The sequence below is a fragment of the Stenotrophomonas lacuserhaii genome (assembly GCF_014836545.1).
Lineage (GTDB): Bacteria > Pseudomonadota > Gammaproteobacteria > Xanthomonadales > Xanthomonadaceae > Stenotrophomonas > Stenotrophomonas lacuserhaii.
Map to the genome: position 1 here is coordinate 77,096 of NZ_JACSQS010000001.1, position 20,697 is coordinate 97,792.

At 68.0% G+C, this 20,697-nt stretch carries 17 protein-coding genes; 6 read left to right on the plus strand and 11 right to left on the minus strand.

Going from position 1 to position 20,697, the window contains the following annotated elements; genetic code table 11:
* Nucleotides 1-36: 36 nt before the first annotated feature.
* From H9654_RS00370 to hutI, 6 genes are all read right to left on the minus strand, one after another.
* Nucleotides 37-1,935 (minus strand): sensor histidine kinase, encoded by a 1,899-nt coding sequence (locus H9654_RS00370; RefSeq protein ID WP_191768110.1) that lies wholly within the window; start codon nucleotides 1,933-1,935, stop codon nucleotides 37-39.
* An 84-nt stretch (nucleotides 1,936-2,019) separates the two neighbouring features.
* Nucleotides 2,020-4,134 (minus strand): TonB-dependent receptor family protein, encoded by a 2,115-nt coding sequence (locus tag H9654_RS00375; RefSeq protein WP_191768112.1) that lies wholly within the window; start codon nucleotides 4,132-4,134, stop codon nucleotides 2,020-2,022.
* A gap of 363 nt (nucleotides 4,135-4,497) precedes the next feature.
* Nucleotides 4,498-6,165: a urocanate hydratase gene (gene hutU, locus H9654_RS00380; protein ID WP_191768114.1), complete on the minus strand. Its 1,668-nt coding sequence runs from the start codon at nucleotides 6,163-6,165 to the stop codon at nucleotides 4,498-4,500.
* A complete protein-coding gene (gene hutG, locus H9654_RS00385) occupies nucleotides 6,162-7,016 on the minus strand; it encodes an N-formylglutamate deformylase (protein WP_191768116.1) in 855 nt (284 codons plus the stop codon). Before hutG ends, hutU begins: the two co-directional genes overlap by 4 nt.
* Nucleotides 7,013-8,566: a histidine ammonia-lyase gene (gene hutH / locus H9654_RS00390; RefSeq protein WP_191768118.1), complete on the minus strand. Its 1,554-nt coding sequence runs from the start codon at nucleotides 8,564-8,566 to the stop codon at nucleotides 7,013-7,015. Before hutH ends, hutG begins: the two co-directional genes overlap by 4 nt.
* A 14-nt stretch (nucleotides 8,567-8,580) precedes the next feature.
* Nucleotides 8,581-9,786, minus strand: coding sequence for an imidazolonepropionase (gene hutI, locus H9654_RS00395; RefSeq protein WP_191768120.1), 1,206 nt, complete (start codon nucleotides 9,784-9,786; stop codon nucleotides 8,581-8,583).
* Nucleotides 9,787-9,853: 67 nt separating this feature from the next.
* Between hutI and H9654_RS00400 the strand changes: the two genes are divergently transcribed.
* A complete protein-coding gene (locus H9654_RS00400) occupies nucleotides 9,854-11,224 on the plus strand; it encodes a formimidoylglutamate deiminase (RefSeq protein WP_191768122.1) in 1,371 nt (456 codons plus the stop codon).
* Nucleotides 11,225-11,248: 24 nt separating this feature from the next.
* Nucleotides 11,249-11,980, plus strand: coding sequence for a histidine utilization repressor (gene hutC / locus H9654_RS00405; protein WP_101099109.1), 732 nt, complete (start codon nucleotides 11,249-11,251; stop codon nucleotides 11,978-11,980).
* A 66-nt stretch (nucleotides 11,981-12,046) separates the two neighbouring features.
* Here hutC and H9654_RS00410 read toward each other — a convergent pair whose 3' ends face one another.
* The 3 genes from H9654_RS00410 to H9654_RS00420 all read right to left on the minus strand — a co-directional run bounded on the left by H9654_RS00410 (nucleotide 12,047) and on the right by H9654_RS00420 (nucleotide 14,170).
* Nucleotides 12,047-13,051, minus strand: coding sequence for a restriction endonuclease (locus tag H9654_RS00410; protein ID WP_191768124.1), 1,005 nt, complete (start codon nucleotides 13,049-13,051; stop codon nucleotides 12,047-12,049).
* A 236-nt stretch (nucleotides 13,052-13,287) separates the two neighbouring features.
* A complete protein-coding gene (locus H9654_RS00415; RefSeq protein WP_191768126.1) occupies nucleotides 13,288-13,788 on the minus strand; it encodes a phasin family protein in 501 nt (166 codons plus the stop codon).
* Nucleotides 13,789-13,894: 106 nt separating this feature from the next.
* Nucleotides 13,895-14,170 (minus strand): polyhydroxyalkanoic acid system family protein, encoded by a 276-nt coding sequence (locus H9654_RS00420; protein ID WP_042612543.1) that lies wholly within the window; start codon nucleotides 14,168-14,170, stop codon nucleotides 13,895-13,897.
* Between the two features lie 114 nt (nucleotides 14,171-14,284).
* Between H9654_RS00420 and H9654_RS00425 the strand changes: the two genes are divergently transcribed.
* The 4 genes from H9654_RS00425 (at nucleotide 14,285) to aroA (ending at nucleotide 19,081) form a co-directional block, all read left to right on the plus strand.
* Complete coding sequence (locus H9654_RS00425; RefSeq protein ID WP_101099112.1) at nucleotides 14,285-15,085, plus strand: FHA domain-containing protein; 801 nt, start codon at nucleotides 14,285-14,287, stop codon at nucleotides 15,083-15,085.
* 258 nt (nucleotides 15,086-15,343) lie between these two features.
* The gene (gene serC / locus H9654_RS00430) at nucleotides 15,344-16,429 is read left to right on the plus strand and encodes a 3-phosphoserine/phosphohydroxythreonine transaminase (protein WP_191768127.1); all 1,086 of its coding nucleotides are present in this window, start codon (nucleotides 15,344-15,346) and stop codon (nucleotides 16,427-16,429) included.
* 62 nt (nucleotides 16,430-16,491) lie between these two features.
* The gene (gene pheA / locus H9654_RS00435) at nucleotides 16,492-17,688 is read left to right on the plus strand and encodes a prephenate dehydratase (RefSeq protein ID WP_191768129.1); all 1,197 of its coding nucleotides are present in this window, start codon (nucleotides 16,492-16,494) and stop codon (nucleotides 17,686-17,688) included.
* A 79-nt stretch (nucleotides 17,689-17,767) separates the two neighbouring features.
* Nucleotides 17,768-19,081 carry a 3-phosphoshikimate 1-carboxyvinyltransferase gene (aroA, locus tag H9654_RS00440; RefSeq protein ID WP_191768131.1) on the plus strand — a complete coding sequence of 438 codons (1,314 nt, stop codon included), beginning with the start codon at nucleotides 17,768-17,770 and terminating at the stop codon, nucleotides 19,079-19,081.
* Between the two features lie 194 nt (nucleotides 19,082-19,275).
* Here aroA and H9654_RS00445 read toward each other — a convergent pair whose 3' ends face one another.
* Together H9654_RS00445 and H9654_RS00450 are read right to left on the minus strand one after the other, a co-directional pair.
* The gene (locus H9654_RS00445; RefSeq protein WP_191768133.1) at nucleotides 19,276-19,845 is read right to left on the minus strand and encodes an energy transducer TonB; all 570 of its coding nucleotides are present in this window, start codon (nucleotides 19,843-19,845) and stop codon (nucleotides 19,276-19,278) included.
* Nucleotides 19,846-19,988: 143 nt separating this feature from the next.
* Complete coding sequence (locus tag H9654_RS00450; RefSeq protein WP_191768135.1) at nucleotides 19,989-20,633, minus strand: energy transducer TonB; 645 nt, start codon at nucleotides 20,631-20,633, stop codon at nucleotides 19,989-19,991.
* Nucleotides 20,634-20,697: the final 64 nt, after the last annotated feature.

Below are 20,697 nucleotides of genomic sequence, written 5' to 3' on the forward strand. Positions count from 1 at the left end.
GGGCGGTATGCCGCCTGCGCTGCGGCCCGGCGAACCTCATGACGCCAGCGCGACGGCCTGCTCCGATACCGCCAGCAGGATCGAACAGCGCAGGCCGTCGTCGGCAAAGCCGTAATCCACTTTCGCACCGATCTGGTAGGGCAGGGCGCGTTCAATCAGCTCGCGGCCCGCGCCGCCACCGCGGATGCTCGAGGGATCGGGGGGCAGGTCGCGCACGCCATGCTCCTGCCAGTCCACGCGCAGCCGCGGGCTGGCGGCATCGGATGCCTCGGCGTCCACCAGGTTCCAGCGCACGTGCAGGCGGCCGCCCTGCTGGCGCAGGGCCCCGTACTTCACTGCGTTGGTGGCCAGCTCATGCAGGGCCATCGCCAGCGGCTGCACCGTGCCCGAACGCAGCGCCACTTCGGGCGGTCCTTCCAGCACGATCTGCGTGCCGTGCAGGGCCGGGTCCACGTGGGCGGAAAGTTCGGCACGCAGCAGCGCGTCGAACTGCACCCGATCCAGTTCACCCAGCCGCGACAGCAGGCTCTGCGCCCGTGCCAGCGCGTCCAGTCGGGCGTCGAAACGGCTCGAGAAGTCAGCCATGTCGCGGCTGGTGGCCAGCGTACGGCTGGCCATCGCACGCACCACCGACATGATGTTGCGCGTGCGGTGCTGCAGTTCGTCCACCAGCATGCGCAGCAGCGATTCGTTGCGCGCACGTTCCTCTTCGTGTTCGCTGCGTTCGGTGACATCGCGCGTGGTGCCGATGATCGCCTCGACCTCGCCATCCAGCCCCAACTGCGGCACGAAGATGTAGTCGTACATGCGCCGGCCCAACGGACCTTCGAAGGGCACGTCGCCGCGGATCGGACGACGCGTGGCGATCACCTGTTCGATCTCGCGGCTGTGCATGGCCGCGTGCCAGTCCGGATAGCCCAGTTCAAGGCAGTTGCGGCCCAGCGCCTCCTCTTCGGTCTTGCCCCACATGCGCAGCAGTGCGCGGTTGGCATAGGTGAAACGGTGTTCCAGGTTGAACACATAGGCCAGGTCGGGCGAGCTGTCCAGGAAGGCTTTCAGCCTGCGCCGCTCGCGCTCGGTATCATGCAGCGCACTGCCAACCGCATCGGCGGCCTGTTGCAGGGCGATCTGTTGGTCTTCGCGGTCCAGCACCAGCGCGGCGATGCGGGTGGCGAAGCTGGCTACTTCCTGTTCCCATCCTGTAAGCGTGCGCGGCGCGGACAGGAACAGCAGCAGCCATGCACGTTCGGGGTGGGCTTGCCGGGGGACCGCGATGGGCCTGCAGGCGGACAGGTCGTGCTGGCCGCACGCAGCCTGCCAGTTCGTGCGCCACTGCGTATCGGTCGCGACCTCGCTGCCACCCGGTAGTTCCAGATCCGTTGGCCTCGGCGCGGCGCCGGGATGTTCCAGCAGCGCGGTGATCGTCGGATGCACGTTGCAACTGCTGCCGTAACCCGGCCGCTGCCGGTCGCCCGGTGTGACGAAGAAGGCACTGCGCAGGCCGGGCTTCAGCCGTTCGATGGCCTCGGTGAGCACGCGCAGGCACTCGCGCGGCGGCGTACCCCGGGCGAGGGTATCCAGCAGCATTGCCTGCTCGCGGACCAGTTGTTCGGCACGCACCCGGCGGGTCATGTCCACGCACATGCCGCGCACTTGCCCCAGCGCGCGATCATGGCGGCCGCGCAGCATCAGCCAGCGGCGGCTGATGCCATCGGTCCAGGGCAGCTCGATCTCAAAGACCGGCTGGTCCGGTTCCTGCCGCAGGATCCGCCGCCACGCACTGCGCAATGTATGCGCGCCGATACCGGCCAATTGTGCGCTGGCCATGTCCGAGCCGCTCAGCTGGCGCGTTGAGATGTCGAACTGCCACACGCCTACGCGGGTGTCGTCGAGGATGGCGTCGATGGCGAGCGCGTCGGTCAGGACAGGGGGCATGGCAGGCGCGGGCGATCCGGGGATCGCCTTTTTTGCCAAGCTTGCCGCCAACATGTTGTGAAAGTGGCAACGCTCCAGTCAGGTTCAGTCAAGGCGGAGGCGCAGCCCGGCATACACCCCAAAACCTTCGCCCGGCGTGGAGCGCGCTACATCGCGCCCCCCATCGTCATAGCCCGGCGTCACCGTGGCGGCGTAATGGCGGTCACCCAGGTTGCGCAGCTCCAACCAGCCCTGCCAGCGCCCACTGGGCGCATCAAAGCCCACGCGGCTGCCGAAGATGCGGTGGCTGTCAGCGCGGTAGCTGTTGGCGTAGTCGACGAACACCTTGGAGGCGTACTCGGTGTTCACTGCGGCATACAGCCCCGAGGCATGGTCGTAGCGCAGTTCGGCCTGATAGAAGTGCACCGGCAGCCCGGGCAGGCGGTTGTCACCGAAGCGGTCGTCATGGCGGTAACGGAAGTCACTGAAGGTGTACGCCTGGCGCAGCGAGAGACGCCCGGTTCCTGCTTGCCACAGCGTGCTGTCCAGCCCGGCTTCGATGCCACGATGCATGGTGGGGCTGGCGTTGTTCTCGGCGATGAACAGGTTCGGCACCGGCACGACTTCAACGCTCAACAGTTCGTGGTTGACGTGCGCGTAGTAACCGGTGAGCTCCCAGCGGCCGATGCGGCCCTCGCCGCGCGCGCCGAGTTCCAGCGTGGTCGCGGTCTGGTTGTCCAGCTTCACCGGCGCGCGCTGGCGGCCGCTGGACGCGCCGTTGCCGGCGGCGAAGTACTGGTTGGAGCCCCAGATCATCGACCAGGGATGAGCCGGTTCCACCGAGCGGCTGAGATTGCCGAACCACTGCGTGGCGGGCGACGCCTGCCAGGTGAAGCCGAGACGCGGCGCGTAGTCCCAGTCGCGCTCGTTCAAGCGCTGATCGGTACGCGGCCAGGTCACTTCCACCGTGCGGCGGGTCTGCACCAGCGCCAGCCCGGTCTGCACGCGCAGTGCATCGCCCAGCTGTACGTCGTTGCTCAGGTGCAGCGTGCTGTCGGTGCCGTGATGAGAGAAGTCACGCGTGTGGGTGCCCGCCGCATACCCGTTGCTGGGCAGGCGCAGCGTCTCGCGCACGTCGGCATCCAGGTCATGGGTGACGCGCAGGCCGAGCGTGGTCACGCTGTCATGGCCGAACAGGGTATGCCGACGGTGGTAATCCATCGTGGCATTGAGGTTGGCGTAGTCCAGCTGCTGGCGGTACAGGCTCTCGTTCAAGTCCATCGGGTATTTGTGGTACACCAGCCCGGCCTGCAGCGAGGAGTCTCCGTCCAGCTGCAGCGTGGTCATGTTGCCGATCCAGGTGCTGCCCGGTTGCGGCCGCTTCGCGTCGATCGCCACGTTGGCCGGGTTGGCCGCGCGCGGGTCGTTGCGGATCTGCGCGCGGGTCAGTCTTCCGGGTGTTTCGTGGTTGGTTTCGCGGTAACGCAGGAAGAAGCGGGTCTGCAGGTCCGGGGTGATCTGCCAGCCGACGTTGGCCATCGCGCCCTTGCCATCACCGCTGGCATGCGTCTGATAGCCGTCGAACTCGGTGTCGGTGTAGGCGAAGTAATAGTCCAGCGTGTCCTGCACGCCGCCGAAGCCCAGGCTGCGCTTCTGGTAACCGCGGCTGCCGGCTTCGTAGTGCAGTTCCAGGCCCGGCGCATCGCGACCGTTGCGGCTGACGTAGTTGATCGCACCGCCCAGCGCCAGTGCGCCGCGCTCGAAGCCGTTGGCACCGCGAAGCACCTCCACCCGCGACAGCCACAGCGGCTCCAGCAGCTCGTACGGCGTGCCGCCGGCGGCCGTCAACGGCAGGCCATCCAGCGATACCGCGATGCCGGAGGCATGCGCGCCGGGGCCGCGGTTGATGCCCGATCCGCGGATGGACACCTTGGTGCCTTCGTTGCCCGGGGACTGCGCACTGATGCCCGGCTGGTAGGCCAGCACATCGGCGGTACTGCCGACGCGGCCCTGCGCGACCTTGGCCAGGTCGATCACGTTGTTGGCGCCGGGCACACGCGCCAGCGTCTTGCGGGCATCGTCGGTGTTCCCGGCGGCGGTGACCTCGACGCGGTCCAGGGTGGTGGGTTGGACAGCGGTTTCCGAATAGGCGGGCTGGGCGGCGAGGGCGCTCAGCACGGCAACGGTGAGCACGCAGGTACGTGGGCAAGCAGGAGTCATGAGCAGTAGAGCCAGCAGCGGAGTGGGGCCGCGGCCGGGGGTGTACCCTGTAAACCGCGTAGAGGCGGCGCAAGTTAACAGGGTGCTCTGGCGTTGTCGAGCCTCATCGAGGCAGGAGGTCGGGCGGTGTTAGTAGCGCCGAGCCGTGCTCGGCGAGCGCCGCGGCAAGAGCAGACGCGTGACGACCAGCGGTCGTCACCCACCAGAGCGAAGGGCGGGACGGCCAGCGGCCGTCACTACCGGGGAGCAGGTAGCGCCGAGCCGTGCTCGGCGAGCGCAGCGGCAAGGGCAGCAGCGTGACGACCAAGGTCGTCACCCACCAGAGCGAAGCGTGACGACCAAGGTCGTCACCTACATACTGGGTCAGCGCAGGATGCCGGGCAGGTCCAGGCCCTTTTCCTTCGCACAGTCAATGGCGATCTCATAGCCTGCATCGGCATGCCGCATCACGCCGGTGGCCGGGTCGTTCCACAGCACGCGGGCGATGCGCTTGGCGGCCGCTTCAGTGCCGTCGCAGACGATCACCATGCCGGCATGCTGGGAGAAGCCCATGCCCACGCCGCCGCCATGATGCAGCGACACCCACGTCGCGCCGCTGGCGGTGTTCAGCAACGCGTTGAGCAGCGGCCAGTCCGATACCGCATCGGAGCCGTCGGCCATCGCTTCGGTTTCCCGGTTCGGTGAAGCCACGCTGCCCGAATCCAGATGATCGCGACCGATCACCACCGGCGCCTTCAGTTCACCGTTGGCCACCATCTCGTTGAATGCCAGGCCGAGCCGGTCACGATCGCCCAGCCCCACCCAGCAGATACGCGCCGGCAGGCCCTGGAACTTGATCTTCTCGGCCGCCATGTCCAGCCAGCGATGCAGGTGCGGGTTGTCCGGAATCAGTTCCTTCACCTTGGCATCGGTCTTGGCGATGTCTTCCGGATCACCACTCAGCGCGGCCCAGCGGAACGGCCCGATGCCGCGGCAGAACAGCGGACGGATGTAGGCCGGCACGAAACCGGGGAAGTCGAACGCATCTTCAACGCCTTCTTCCAGCGCCATCTGGCGCAGGTTGTTGCCGTAGTCCACGGTCGGCACGCCCAGCGCATGGAAGGCCAGCATCGCGCGGATGTGGTTGGCCATCGATTCGCGCGCAGCTTTCTCCACGGTCTTCGGTGCGGACACGCGCTTTTCGTCCCACTCTTCCACCGTCCAGCCCTGCGGCAGGTAGCCGTTGACCGGGTCATGCGCGGAGGTCTGGTCGGTCAGCAGGTCCGGCTTGATCCCGCGCACCAGCAGTTCGTCCAGCACATCGGCGACATTGCCGAGCAGGCCGACCGACAGCGGCTTCTTCGCCGTGCAGGACTCCTCGATCAGGCGCAGCGCTTCATCCAGGTCGTCGGTCCAGGTGTCCAGGTAACCGGTGCGCAGGCGCATTTCGATGCTGGTCCTGCGGCATTCCACCGCCAGGCACGAGGCACCGGCCATCACCGCGGCCAGCGGCTGTGCGCCGCCCATGCCGCCCAGGCCGCCGGTGAACAGCCACTTGCCGGCCAGGCTGCCGTCGTAGTGCTGGCGGCCCATCTCCACGAAGGTTTCAAAGGTGCCCTGCACGATGCCCTGCGCGCCGATGTAGATCCAGCTGCCGGCGGTCATCTGGCCGTACATCGCCAGGCCCTTTTTATCCAGCTCGTTGAAGTGGTCCCAGTTGGCCCAGCGCGGCACCAGGTTGGAATTGGCGATCAGCACGCGCGGCGCATCGGCATGGGTGCGGAACACGCCCACCGGCTTGCCCGACTGCACCAGCAGGGTCTGGTCGTCCTCCAGCCGGGTCAGTGCATCAACGATGCCGTCGAAGCTTTCCCAGTCCCGCGCGGCGCGGCCGATGCCGCCGTATACCACCAGTTCCTGCGGTCGTTCGGCCACGTCCGGGTGCAGGTTGTTCATCAGCATCCGCAGCGGTGCTTCGGTCAGCCAGCTCTTGGCGGTCAGCGTGCTGCCGGTCGGCGCGATGATGGTGCGGGACGGGTCGTTACGGGTCATGCGGCGCTCCGGTTCGATGCGAATTCAAGGCAGGCGGTGAGTACCTGCGCCAGCGTGCGGCGCAGTGGCGTGGCGCGGTCGTCATCCAGTGGCGTGGGCCAGCTGTGGAAATCCAGCGCTTCGGCGGCCGGTTCGGCCATGTAGCCGCGGCAGGCCAGTTCCATCTGCAGGCTGTGCACGCCGCCGGGGATGTCGCTGTAATGGCGGGTGATCCAGCCGCCCTTGAAGCGGCCGTTGCGCACGTGGGGCATCCCGCTGAGCCGGCACAGGTTGTCCACCACGTCGGACAGCGCGTTGTCGCAGGACGTATCGACCTCGCCGGTCGGGCCGGCGGTACCCAGGTTGAACTGCGGCAGCTCGCCATCAAACAGGTGCGGGATGCGCGAGCGGATCGAGTGCGCGTCATACACCACCACGGTGCCGTGGCGCGCGCGCAGGCGGGCGATCTGTGATGCCAACGCGTCGTGGTAGGGCGAGAAGTACATCTCACGGCGGCGCACGATCTCCGCTTCGTCCGGTTCCTGCCCGGGCTGGTACAGCGGCTGGTTGTCGAAGGTGGTCAGCGGGCACAGGCCGGTGGTGTTCTGGCCGGGGTACAGCGATACCCCGCTGGGGTCGCGGTTGAGGTCGATCACTGACCGCGAAATGGCCGAGCGCACCGTGGTCGCGCCGAGCCCGCGCGCGAACGCGTACAGCTCATGCACCCACCAGTCCGCATCGCGCCGGGCCAGCCAAGGCGACACGAAACGCCCGGCCAGGTCGTCTGGCAGCTCGGTGCCGGTATGCGGGAAACTGATCAGCAGCGGCGCATCGCCTTCATGTACCTCCAGCCACGGCGGCTGCGTGCTCATGCCACCGGCTCCACGTTGGGCAGCACGTCGGCCAGCCCGGCGGCCAGCGCGCCACTGCGCACCAGGTCGGTGGCGGCCACCATGTCCGGGTGGAAGTAGCGGTCTTCTTCCAGCGTCGGCACTTGCGCGCGCAGCAGCACGCGGACCGCTTCCAGCGGGCCACTGGACTGCAGCGGGGCGTGGAAATCGCAGCCCTGCGCGGCGGCCAGCAGCTCGATGCCGACCACGTTGGCGGCGTTCTCGGCCATCTGCAGCAGGCGGCGCGCGCCGTGCGCGGCCATCGACACATGGTCTTCCTGGTTGGCCGAAGTGGGGATTGAATCCACGCTGGCCGGGTAGGCGCGCTGTTTGTTCTCGGACACCAGCGCAGCGGCGGTGACCTGGGGAATCATGAAGCCGGAATTCAAGCCCGGACGCGGGGTCAGGAAGGCCGGCAGGCCGGACAGCGCCGGGTCCACCAGCATCGCGGTGCGGCGCTCGCTGATCGAGCCGATCTCGCAGATCGCCATCGCCAGCATGTCCGCGGCGAAGGCCACCGGCTCGGCGTGGAAGTTGCCCCCGCTCAGCGCTTCGCCGGTATCGGTGAACACCAGCGGATTGTCGGACACGCCGTTGGCCTCGATTTCCAGCGTGGTGGCGGCCTGGCGGATGATGTCCAGCGCTGCGCCCATCACCTGCGGCTGGCAACGCAGGCAGTACGGATCCTGCACGCGCACGTCGTTGTCGCGGTGCGATTCGCGGATGGCCGAGCCCTGCATCAGCGCGCGCAGCGCGGCGGCAGTGATGATCTGCCCGCGCTGGCCGCGGATGCTGTGGATGCGCGGGTCGAACGGCGTGTCCGAGCCTTTGGCCGCTTCCACCGACAGCGCACCGGTGACCAGGGCGGCCTGGAACACGACCTCTATCTCGAACAGGCCGGCCAGCGCATAGGCGGTGGAGAACTGGGTGCCATTGAGCAGCGCCAGGCCTTCCTTCGCACCCAACTGCAGCGGCTGCAGTCCGGCACGCGCCAGTGCATCGGCCGCACTCAGGCGCTCACCGCCAACGAAGGCTTCGCCGACGCCAATCATCACGCTGGCCAGGTGGGACAGCGGCGCCAGGTCGCCGGAGGCGCCGACCGAGCCCTGCGCCGGAATCACCGGCACCACGTCGTGCTGCAGCAGCGCTTCCAGCAGCTGCAGCGTCTCCACGCGCACACCCGATGCCCCTTGCGCCAGACTGACCAGCTTCAGCGCCATCATCAGCCGCACCACCGGCAGCGGCATCGGCTCGCCCACGCCGGCGGCATGTGACAGCACGATGTTCCGCTGCAACGTGGCCAGGTCTTCCGGTTCGATGCGCACGCTGGCCAGCTTGCCGAAGCCGGTATTGATGCCATACACCGGCGCGCCCCGGGCCACGATCGCGTCCACGGCGGCAGCACTGGCACGCACGGCCGGCAGGGCGGCGGCATCCAGCGCGATGCGCGCCCCGCGGTAGACCTGCCGCCACTGCGCCAGCGGCACATGGGCGGGGCGAAGCACCAGGGTATGGGGTGTTTCATGCTGCATTGAAGCGTGCTCCGTCAGAGGGGATCGAGCTGCCCGCGCACCACGCGCGCGTGCAGCGGGTTGAAGCCGATGCGGTAGACCAGGTCGGCCGGGGCGTCGATGTCCCAGATCGCCAGGTCGGCGTCCATGCCCACCGCCAGCTGGCCGATGCGGCCGGCGCGACCGAGCGCGCGGGCGGCGTTGCGGGTGAATCCGGCGATGCATTCGTCCACGGTCAGCCGGAACAGCGTGGCGCCCATGTTCATCGCCAGCAGCGGACTGGTCAGCGGCGAGGTGCCAGGGTTGCTGTCGGTGGCCAGCGCCAGCGGCACGCCGGCCGCGCGCAGCGCCGGGATCGGCGGCAGGGTGGTGTCGCGGGTGAAGTAGAACGCGCCCGGCAGCAGCACGGCGACCGTGCCGGCGGCCGCCATCGCCGCGATGCCGGCCGCGTCCAGGTGCTCGATATGGTCGGCCGACAGCGCCCCGTGGCGCGCGGCCAGTTCAGCGCCGTGCTGGTTGCTCAGCTGTTCGGCGTGGATCTTCACCGCCAGCCCGTGCGCGCGTGCAGCGTCGAAGACCTGCGCCGCCTGCACGGTGGAAAACGCGATGTTCTCGCAGAAGATATCGACCGCCTCGGCCAGCCCTTCGGCGGCGATGGCGGGAATCATCAGCTTGCAGACTTCATCGATGTACTCCTGGGCGTCCCGCCCCGGCGGCACCGCATGCGCCCCGAGGAAGGTCGGCACCACGTGCACGCTGCACTCCATGCCCAGCTGGCGTGCGACCTGCAGCTGCTTGCGCTCATCGTCCAGGGTCAGCCCGTAACCGGATTTGATCTCCAGTGTGGTGATGCCTTCGGCGCGCATCGCCAGCAGGCGAGGGCGGCTCTGGCGTGCCAGTTCTTCGTGGCTGGCCGCGCGGGTGGCGCGCACGGTGGAGACGATGCCACCGCCGGCGCGGGCGATGTCGGCATAGCTGACACCCTGCAGGCGCTGTTCGAATTCGTTGGCCCGGTTGCCGGCGTAAACCAGGTGGGTGTGGCAGTCGATCAGGCCGGGCGAGATCCAGCGGCCTTCGCCGTCGATGCGCGTGGCCGGCTGCAGGTGCGCGCCACTGCCGGCCGCGCCGACATGCACGATGCGCCCATCCAGGCAGGCCAGTTCGGCATCGGCGATCACGCCCAGGCCGTCGCCCTGCAGGGTCATCAGGTGTACGTTGGTCCACAGGGTGTCGCAGTGCATGGGCGAGGCTACACGGATGAGCTTATATGTCTATACAATATAGGCGTCCCTTTCCGGTTGTCCAGCCATGACGGATTCGCTCTCTCCCCCTGCCTTCCACGCTGACCGCGCATTGCTGCCGCAGGGCTGGGAGCGCGATGTCCGGTTGACCGTGGTGGATGGCTGCATCGGGGAGGTGCACACCGGTGTTGCGGCCCAGGCAGGCGACCAGCGCGTGCGGATCCTGGTGCCGGGCGTGCCCAACCTGCACAGTCACGCCTTCCAGCGCGGCATGGCCGGGCTGACCGAAATCGGCGGGGGTGACGGCGATAGTTTCTGGAGCTGGCGCGAGCTGATGTACCGCTTCCTGGCCAAGCTGGTGCCCGATGCGGTCGAAGCGATCGCCGCCCAGGCCTACATGGAAATGCTCGAATCCGGCTTCACCCGCGTCGGTGAGTTCCATTACCTGCACCACGATGCCGACGGCCAGCCGTATGCCGATCGCGCCGAAATGTCCGCGCGCATCGCCGCCGCCGCCGCGCAGACCGGTATCGGCCTGACCCTGTTGCCGGTGTTCTACGCGCATGCTGATTTCGGCGGCGCGGCGCCCAACCCGGCCCAGCGCCGGCTGATCCACGACGTGGATGGTTTCGCGCAGCTGCTGGACGGTGCACGCACGGCCCTGCGGCCGCTGCCCGATGCGGTGCTCGGCATCGCCCCGCACAGCCTGCGCGCGGTGACCGGCGAGGAGCTGTCCGCGCTGCTGCCGCTGAACGATGGACCGGTGCACATCCACATCGCCGAACAGCTGCGCGAGGTGGACGCCTGCGTGGCGTGGAGCGGCCTGCGCCCGGTGCGCTGGCTGTATGAAAACGTGGCGGTGGACGCGCGCTGGTGCCTGGTGCACGCCACCCATATCGACGATGACGAGCGTGCGCGCATCGTCGCCAGCCGGGCCGTGGCCGGCCTGTGCCCGGTCACCGAAGCGAACCTGGGCGATGGCCTGTTCCCGTTGCAGGCCTTCGCCCGCGAGGGCGGCCGCTTCGGCGTCGGTTCGGATTCCAACGTGCTGATCGATGCGGCCGAAGAGCTGCGCCTGCTGGAATACGGCCAGCGCCTGAGCCTGCGCGGGCGCAATGTCATCGCCCCGGATGCGCAGCGCAGCAGCGGCCGTTACCTGTTCGATGGTGCGCAGCAAGGCGGTGCGCAGGCGTTGGGCGTGGCCGCCGGATTGCAGCCCGGCGCCAGTGCCGACCTGCTGGAACTGGACGCCGACCACCCGGCGATGATCGCCCGCGAGGGTGATGCCTTGCTTGACAGCTGGGTGTTCGCCGCACGTAATGGCGCGCTGCGTTCGGTATGGCGCCGCGGCCGCCAGTGCGTCGCAGACGGCCGCCACCTGCAGCGCGACGTCATCACCGCCCGTTTCGCCCAGGCCCTGCGCAGCGTGCTGGGCTGATCCTCTTTCCAGATCGAGACCACAGTGAAGGCCAGCAAGTCCGCCACGCTCAACCAGCGCATCCGCAGCGAACTGGAAGGCCGCATCCTCAGTGGCGAATGGGCGCCGGGATTCCGCATCCCGTACGAACACGAGCTGATGGAGCAGTACGGCTGCTCGCGGATGACCGTGAACAAGGTGCTGACCGCACTGGCTGAAAGCGGGATGATCGAACGTCGGCGGCGTGCCGGTTCGTTCGTGGCGCGGCAGTCACCGCACCTGGAACAGGTGGCGCTGGCGATACCGGACATCGCCATGCAGGTCACCGCGATGGGCCACCAGTACGCGTACCGGCTGCTGCGCCGCCAGTTGCGCACCGCGCGCGATGGCGATGCCGGCGAACGGGAGCTGGCCGGTGAGGCGAGGCTGCTGGCGATGGATTGCCTGCACCTGGCCGATGACCGGCCGCTGGCGCTGGAACACCGGCTGATCAGCCCGGCCGGCGTGCCGGAGGTGCTGGAGGTGGATTTCGAAGTCACCGCGCCGGGCAGCTGGCTGCTGCAGAACGTGTCGTGGACGCGTGCCCAGCACCGCATCAGTGCGTGGGGGGCGGATGCGGCCAGTGCCAGGCTGCTGGATGTCAAAGCCGGCACGGCATGCCTGGTGATCGAGCGGCATACGTGGCGCGGGGACCAGGCGATCACCCGGGTACGGCAGATATTTCTGGGCGATGCGTGGGATCTGGTGGCGCGGTTCGCGCCTGGGAATAATCGTTGATGGGTTGGCTTGGCTTCGGTGGGTGACGAGCGTTGGTCGTCACCCACGCCATCCGTCACTACCGGGTTAGAGGGTGCTGCACTGGCGCCAGCGGACGGGTTCGTCCACGCCGGGGCGGGCGTTGAGCTGGATGCGCACGTTGCTCAGCGCAGGGTAGCGGGTCACCTGGTCGCAGATCATCGGCCATACCTGGTCCAGTTCGCCGGTGCGGTTCACCGCCAGTGTCTGCCGGGTCTGCCAGATGCCGCTGTGCACGCCAGGCAGCTTGCTCAGCGCGCGGGAGATTTCCTGCTGGTAGCGATCCAGTGTTTCGGTATCCGGGTTGAGGTCCGGACCGGCCACGGTCGCCTGCGTGGCGCGCGGCGCCGGATCGGCGGCGGCAACTGCAGGCACGGTAGCGGCAACGGCAGGCGCTCCAGGCGCTGCAGGCGCGGCCCTGGTGACGGCTGGGGCGGGCGCCGGGTCTGGCGTGGCTACGTGTACGGTCTGGTATCCCATGCCCACCAGCAGGCCCAGCGTGCTGGAGGCAAATGCCGCGATCACGATGCGCCGGATCGCCTCATGGCGGGCGGCATTCTTGACGCCCGATTCGATGTCACCGGGCAGGTAGGGCGAGAGCAGCGGCCACAGCCGGCGGCCATCCAGCACTTCCACGGCCTGCTTCTCCGCAATGGCCTGGCCATCGCCGTCCACCAGGCCTTCGGTGATCAGGATGCCGCCGCGGGCACCCGCCAGCCGCGCCGCTGCGCCCAGTTCGTTGATCGCCGCGGTGCCGATGCGGTACGCCAGCCCATGCTTGCAGGTCACCAGGAAGTGGCCGCTGGCATCGGCCATCAGGAAGTCGCTGCGCGGCTCACGGGTTTCATCCTCGTGCCGGCTCATCTCGGTCAGCCCGCGCCGTTCGTGCAGGGCGCGCTTGACCAGTTCGGAGAAGTTGCGCCAGTGCATGCCGGCCAAGGCCTGCAGGCCCAGCTGCATTTCCTTGCGACGCCGTTTGACCAGCCACAAGTAGCCGGTGGCGAGGACGAAACAGGTGACGGCCAACAGCAGGGCCAGTATCCAGGAGAACATGCAGGCAGCAACGCACAACGCAGGAAGGGGCGGACAGTGTACTGGGGCGCACTGCTGATCGCGTCAGGGCGCCCCCTACAACTGGGCGCTGCATCTCAAATCGCAGGCACGAAAAACCCGCCATTACCGAATCCGTGAGGGGAGGGACAAACGGGGTAATGACGGGTTGGATGCAGTGTCACCCACCGCCTGCTGCATTGCAACAAAGCGGCGGGTAACACAGTGTTCCGGCAGGATCAGCTGCCGGTGGGCGACTGGTGACTGCCCGGGGTCGGTTCCCCGCTTGCCGCGCTGGCCTGCCGGCTTTCCAGCCGATTCAACCGCGTGGTCAGCGCATCGATGCGTGCATTGAGCGTGGACACATCCTCCGCATTGGGCACGTGCAGGCGCTTCAGGACTCCGTGCACGCGGTCTTCGAAGGCTTTCTCCACCTTGTCCCACGTGCCGGAGGCCTTTTCACGCGCCTGGCCCAGCTGTTCTTCCACATTGTCGCGCCAGCCCGGGCCGTCTTCGGTGCTCTTCTCGCGGCGGCGGTTCTCGAAGGCTTCGCCTTCCTTCACCAAGCCATCGAAGAAGCGGCTGCCTTCGGCCTGCGCGCGGCCCAGCGCACCCAGGCCGGCCAGCCACACCTGCTGCGCCGAGTCGCTGAGCTTGCGCGAAACGCGCTCGGCCTGGTCCTGGAAGGACGCCTTGTCCTGACCGTCGTTGCGGGGGTCGTGCTCGTCATACTGGTTCATGGGGTCTCCTGCATGGGCGGATGCAGGGACCAGACTAGCGCTGCAAATGCGGGGGCGGTGTGATGGCCGGCAACAGCGCTGGCCGGCAGTTCAGCCGACGGTTGGATCAGCCGAGCTTTTCCTTCAGCACGCGCTGGATCTCGCTTTCCACCATGCCCTTCATCGCCGACAGCAGGAAGCCGAGCTTGGCGGTCACGCGCACTGCGGTGGGCTGCAGTTCGATGGCACCGTCCACGCCGCTGCCGGAGAAATCCAGCACGTCGCCGCGCCAGGTGGACTGCAGGCCGAAACGATCGGCCAGTTTGGCGGCGACTTCCTCGATCGCCTGGCGCGCTGCCGGTGCGGCCAGGGCATGGGCGTGGACGATATCGATGCTGGACATGCGGGTTCCTTTGCGGGGTGGGGCGATGACAGGGCGAGCATTGTGCGCATCAGGCGCGCAAACGCCAAGCGAGGGTGCTTCTGCCATTGCCAGCCAACTGCTAGTCTGCGCCGCATGCCTAAACTGCTCGTGCACTACAGCCAACCCTCGCAACCCGACCAGCCGCTGGTGCCGGGCGTGCAGAAGATCGTGCGCCAGGCCAACGGCAGCATCCGCCTGGTCGAAGCCAGCCAGGGCAGCCTGCTGCTGGCCCAGCTCAGCCTGGACCAGCGCGGCCTGTGGCTGCAGGTGGCCGCCGGCGTGCGCGGCGTGCATGTCAACGGGCGCCCGGTGAAGCGCATGGCGCTGCTGCGCGCCGGTGATGCGGTGTACGTGGAAGGCGTGGAACTGTTGATCCAGGGCGAAGTGGATACGCCGATGCTGCCGCCCTCGCCACAGGCGGCGGTGCAGTCCGACGAACCGCGCCTGCTGCGCGGCGTGGGCGGGCCACACCACGGCCGCGGCTATCCGTTGCACGGACCCTTGCTGGTGGGTCGCAGCAGCGAAGCGGACATCGAAATCGACGAGCCGGCCTTCGCTGAACAGCACGCACGCATCGAAAGCCATGGCGAGCGGATCCTGCTGCGCGACCTGGGCACCGGCGAAGGCAGCCGGGTCAACGGCGTGGCAGTGCGCCACTGCTGGCTGCAGGGCGGCGACCAGGTGGTGTTCGACGGCCAGCACCGCTTCGTGCTGGAACTGCCCGACGACCCGCGCCAGCGCCCACTGCCGACCGAAGAATTCGTCTTCAACGACCTCGACGAAGCGGCCGAACCGCAGGCCCCGCGCCGCGTGCGCCGCTGGCCCTGGCTGCTGGTCAGCGCATTGCTGCTGGCCGGCGTATTGAGCCTGCTGCTGTGGTTCGGCGCCCGCTGACCTGCCGGTAGTGACGGCCCGCTGGCCGTCAGATCCTGCCTTGGTGGGTGACGACCGCTGGCCGTCAGATCCTGCCTTGGTGGGTGACGACCGTCGGTCGTCACGCTGTTGCTCCCTCACCGCTGCGCTCGCCGAGCACGGCTCGGCGCTACCAGATCGGGCTCCGATGGATACCAATGCAACCAAATTCCCTTGAACGGCGCGGCCTAAAGCCTGATGCGCTGCGGCATACTAGGGGTCTTGCCCCACAGGTGTGACATGACCCGCGCGTACAACTTCAGTGCCGGCCCTGCAGCGTTGCCGGAAGTGGTCCTGCGCCAGGCGCAGGAAGAGATGCTGGACTGGCATGGCGCCGGGGCCTCCATCGTGGAAATGAGCCATCGCGGCCCGGAATTCATGGCCGTCGCGGCCGCAGCCGAGGCCGACCTGCGCCATTTGCTCAGCGTGCCCGACGACTACGCGGTGCTGTTCCTGCCCGGTGGTGCCACCACACAGCAGGCGCTGATTCCGATGAACTTCGCCAGCCCCGGCCAGCGCACCGATTACGTGCTCACCGGCCACTGGGGAAAGACTGCGGTCAAGCAGGCCTCGCCGTACGTCAGCGCGCACATCGCCGCCAGCAGCGAGGCCAACGCGTTCCGTGACATCCCCGCGCGCGCCGGCTGGCAGCTGTCCCCGGATGCTGCCTACGTGCACATCACCGCCAATGAAACCATCCATGGCGTGGAGTTCCGTGACATTCCCGATACCGGCGATGTCCCGCTGGTGGCCGATTTCAGTTCGTCCATCGCCAGCGAGCCGCTGGATATCAGCCGTTTCGGCGTCATCTACGCCGGTGCGCAGAAGAACCTCGGCCCGGTCGGCATCGCCGTGGTGATCATCCGCCGTGACCTGCTCGAACGCACCGGCCAACCGCGTGCGGACATCTTCAACTACGCCTCGCACGCCGCCCGCGATTCCATGCTCAACACCCCGCCCACCTGGAACTGGTACCTGGCCGGGCTGGTGTTCAAGTGGATGCTGGCCGAAGGCGGGGTGGTGGAATTCGCCCGCCGCAACGCCGCCAAGGCTGCGCTGGTGTATGCCGCCATCGACGCCTCCGGCGGCTTCTACCGCAACGAAGTGGCCGTCTCGGCGCGCTCGCGGATGAACATCCCGTTCTTCCTGCCCAGCACCGAACTGGACGCGCGATTCGTCGCCGATGCCAAGGCTGCTGGACTGCTCGCGCTGAAGGGCCACAAGGCGGTCGGCGGCATCCGTGCCTCGCTGTACAACGCCATTCCGGTAGCGGGCGCCGAAGCGCTCGTTGCCTTCATGGCTGATTTCCAGCAGCGTCACGGTTGAGTCGCTTCACTGTGTCTACCCCCGGCGCGCGTTGACCGCGCGCCCTGCACCAAGGAACACCGATGGCACGCAAACCTGCCAAGCCGGCCAGCCCCAAGGCCCTGGCTGCAACGCCGAAGACCGCCAAGCCGAAAGCCAAGGCTACCAAGCCGGCCAAGCTGGAAACCGCTACCAGCGCACCGCCGGTACTGGCCGATGTGCGCGGCAAAATCGACCAGATCGACCGTGACATCCAGTCGCTGATCGCCGAGCGCGCGCGCTTCGCCCACCAGGTCGGCAAGGCCAAGGGCAAGCTGGCCGCGGCCGTGGACTACTACCGTCCCGAACGCGAAGCGCAGGTGCTGCGCATGGTGGTGGACCGCAACGAAGGCCCGCTCAGCGATGAACTGCTGGTACATGTCTACCGCGAAATCATGTCTGCCTGCCTGGCCCAGCAGGAGCCGCTGAAGATCGGTTACCTCGGCCCGGAAGGCACGTTCAGCCAGCAGGCCGTGCTCAAGCATTTCGGTCGTTCGGCACTGGGCCTGCCGATGGCCAGCATCGAAGAAGTGTTCCAGGAAGTTGAAGCGGGCAACGCCGATTTCGGCGTGGTGCCGGTGGAGAACTCGGGGCAGGGCACCATCCAGATCACCCTGGACATGTTCCTGACCTCCAACCTGAAGATCTGCGGCGAAGCCGAACTGCGCGTGCAGCAGTACATCATGTCGCGCAGCGGCCACCTGGAAGACATCGAGCGCATCTACGCGCATCCGCAGTCGTTCATGCAGACCTCCGCCTGGCTGCGCGCCAACCTGCCCAATGCCGAAAAGATCCCGGTGTCCAGCAATGCCGAAGGCGCGCGGCGTGCCCGCAATGCCGACGACGCGGCGGCGATCGGCGGTGAGAACGCCGGCCACGTGTACAACCTGAAAAAGGTGGTCACCAAGCCGATCCAGAACGATGCCGACAACACCACGCGCTTCCTGGTGATCGGCCGCAGCCTGTTCCCCAGTTCCGGACACGACCGCACTTCGGTGCTGGTGCTGATCCATGACAAGCCCGGCGCGCTGTTCGATGTGCTCAGCCCGTTCGCGCGCCATGGCATCAGCATGAACCGTATCGAATCGCGGCCCTCGCACCACGGCAAGTGGGAATACGGCTTCTTCATCGACCTGTCCGGCCACATCGACGACGCGCCGATGCAGGCTGCGCTGGCCGAACTGGAAGGGCATGCGGCACAGATCAAGGTGCTCGGCTCCTATCCGGTAGCCGTGCCCTGAGTGACTTCCGCGGGGGTGCCAACGCGTCCCCGCGCCCAGATCCCTCGCCGCACTGCGGCGCTGACGGAAGCAACAGACGATGAGCAACGCGCAACACTGGATCGCCCGCAAGGGCCGGCCCCTGCAGGGCAGCCTGGTCATCCCGGGCGACAAATCGGTTTCCCATCGCGCGGTGATGTTCGCCGCCCTGGCCGATGGCACCTCCACCATCGATGGCTTCCTGGAAGGCGAAGACACCCGTGCCACCGCGCGCATCTTCAGCCAGATGGGCGCGCGCATGGAAACCCCGTCGCCGTCGCGGCGCGTGGTGCATGGCGTGGGCATCGATGGCCTGCAGGCCCCGCAGGGCGAACTGGACTGCGGCAACGCCGGTACCGGCATGCGCCTGATTGCCGGTGTGCTGGCCGGGCAGGCGTTCGACAGCGTGCTGATCGGCGATGAGTCGCTGTCACGCCGCCCGATGCGCCGGGTTACTGGCCCGTTGGCCCAGATGGGCGCACGCATCGATACCCAGGCCGACGGCACCCCGCCGCTGCACGTGCACGGTGGCCAGCCACTGAAGGGCATCGCGTTCGCCTCGCCGGTGGCCAGCGCGCAGGTCAAATCCGCGGTGCTGCTGGCCGGGTTGTACGCCGATGGCGAGACCTCCGTGGTCGAACCACATCCCACCCGTGACTACACCGAACGCATGCTCGCTGCCTTCGGCGTGGAAATCGAATACTCGCCCGGCAAGGCCCGCCTGCGCGGCGGCCAGCGCCTGCGTGCCACCGATATCGTGGTGCCGGCGGACTTCTCCTCGGCCGCGTTCTTCCTGGTCGCGGCCAGCATCATTCCCGGTTCCGAACTGCGCCTGCAGCAGGTCGGCCTGAACCCGCGACGCACCGGCCTGCTGCACGCACTGCGGCTGATGGGCGCGGACATCACCGAAGAGAACCCGGCCGAGCAGGGCGGGGAGCCGGTGGCCGACCTGCTGGTGCGTCATGCCCCGTTGAAGGGCGCACGGATTCCCGAAGCGCTGGTGCCGGACATGATCGATGAGTTCCCGGCGTTGTTCGTGGCGGCCGCTGCGGCCGAAGGCCAGACCGTAGTGACCGGTGCGGCCGAACTGCGGGTCAAGGAATCCGATCGCTTGGCCGCGATGGCCACCGGCCTGCGCACACTGGGCGTGCAGGTGGACGAAACCGAAGACGGCGCCACCATCCACGGCGGCGCGGTACTGGGCAGCGGCACGATTGAAAGCCACGGCGACCACCGCATCGCGATGGCCTTTGCCATTGCCGGCCAGCTGACCGATGGCGACGTACGGATCAACGACGTGGCGAACGTAGCGACCTCGTTCCCCGGCTTTGACAGCCTCGCCGGTGGCGCAGGCTTCGGCCTGACCGCCGCATAGACCCGGTAGTGACGGCTGCTGGCCGTCATGCTTCGGCCCTGGTGGGTGACGACCGTTGGTCGTCACGCTTCTGCTCTGCTGCCGCTGCGCTCGCCGAGCATGGCTCGGCGCTACCAGGTGCCGGTTCTGCTTACGCGCACAAAAAATGCCGGCCCAGAGGGGGCCGGCATCTTTATTTCACACCCTCACCGTACTCAACGCCCGGTACGGAAATCCACCGGCACGTTGACCACGCTGGCAATCGCACGGCCATTCTGCATCGCCGGCTCGAACTTCCAATCACGCACGGTCGTCAGCACCGCACGATCCAGCGCGCGGTCGCGCTGGCCGGTACGCGAGACGATGCTCGCCTCCGTCACGCTGCCACTCGGGGCCACTTTCAGGCTGGCCACCACGCTGCCCTGCACGCCATTGCGCAGTGCGCTCGGCGGATACGACGGCTTGGCATTGCTGGTCAGCGGACGCGCCTCGCGGTTACGCACGGCCGGGGCTGCACGCTGCTGGGTCGGGGCCGGTGCAGCGCGCGGCGTGGTGGCCGGCGCATTGGCAACGGGTGTGCCGGTGGCCGGCAGCATCCGCTCGCCAATCGGCGCCGGGGCGACTTCAGTGTTGGACGTACGCAGCCACACCAGCGCGGCGGCGAACATCGCCACGATCAGCGCCATCCACAACAACGGGGACGGGCGGCGGCGTTCGTGGGCGAGGTCGGCATCGGCCTGGTGACGCGGCGAGGCCGGCATTTCCGGAGCATGGGTCGCACTCATGTTTGATCTCCTGCACTTGTCGTTTCCGACGACGCCCAGAGTCTTGCCGCTAACGCAGGCGCGGGTGTAAGCGTCACGTCAAGGCAGTGCAAGGAGTTCAGGTTCGGGTGCGGGGACCGTTCAGCGATGCAGCGCGTGCGTGATCAACGGCCGGGCGTGAAATCGAACGGCACCTCGATGGTGCCCGGCACGGCCTGGCCATTGCTCATCGCCGGGGTGAACTTCCAGCGGCGCACGGCCTCGGTGGCCGCACGATCCAGGTCTCGCGACCCGCTGCGCTGCACCAGCGCCACCCCATACGGGCGGCCGGTGGCATCCACTTCCACGCGCAGCACCACAGAACCGGACTCGCCACGGCGCAGTGCGGCAGGCGGGTAGCTCGGCGGCGGCGACTGACCGGCGATCGGCATCGGGCGGTCGTTGGCCACCGGACCGGCGGTGCCCGGTGTGGTGCCCGGGGCCGGCATGCCTTCGGCCATCGGCGCGGGTGCCGGCGTGGTTTCCACCAAGGTCGGGGTTTCTTCCGGCGCCGGGGCAGGACGCGCGTCAGGCATGTCGCTGGAGCCGGCTGCGGCGGCCAGTGGCTCGGGCAGCGGCTCGACCTCGGCCACTTCCTGCGGCGTCTTGGCGGCCGGTTCGGCCTGGAAGAAGCCCTTGTCGCGGCTGCTCAACCACACCACCACGAAGAGCAGCAGCCCCACCGCGAACGCGATGCCGGCGATCTTCAAGGCGTTGCGGGGAATCTGCAGGGTGATGGACTTGCCGGATGAGGTGCGGGTAGCAGGCATGACGCAAACCAATACGGGACCGGGCGATTCTGGCACAGCCGCGATGAACCGTCCGGCAGAAATC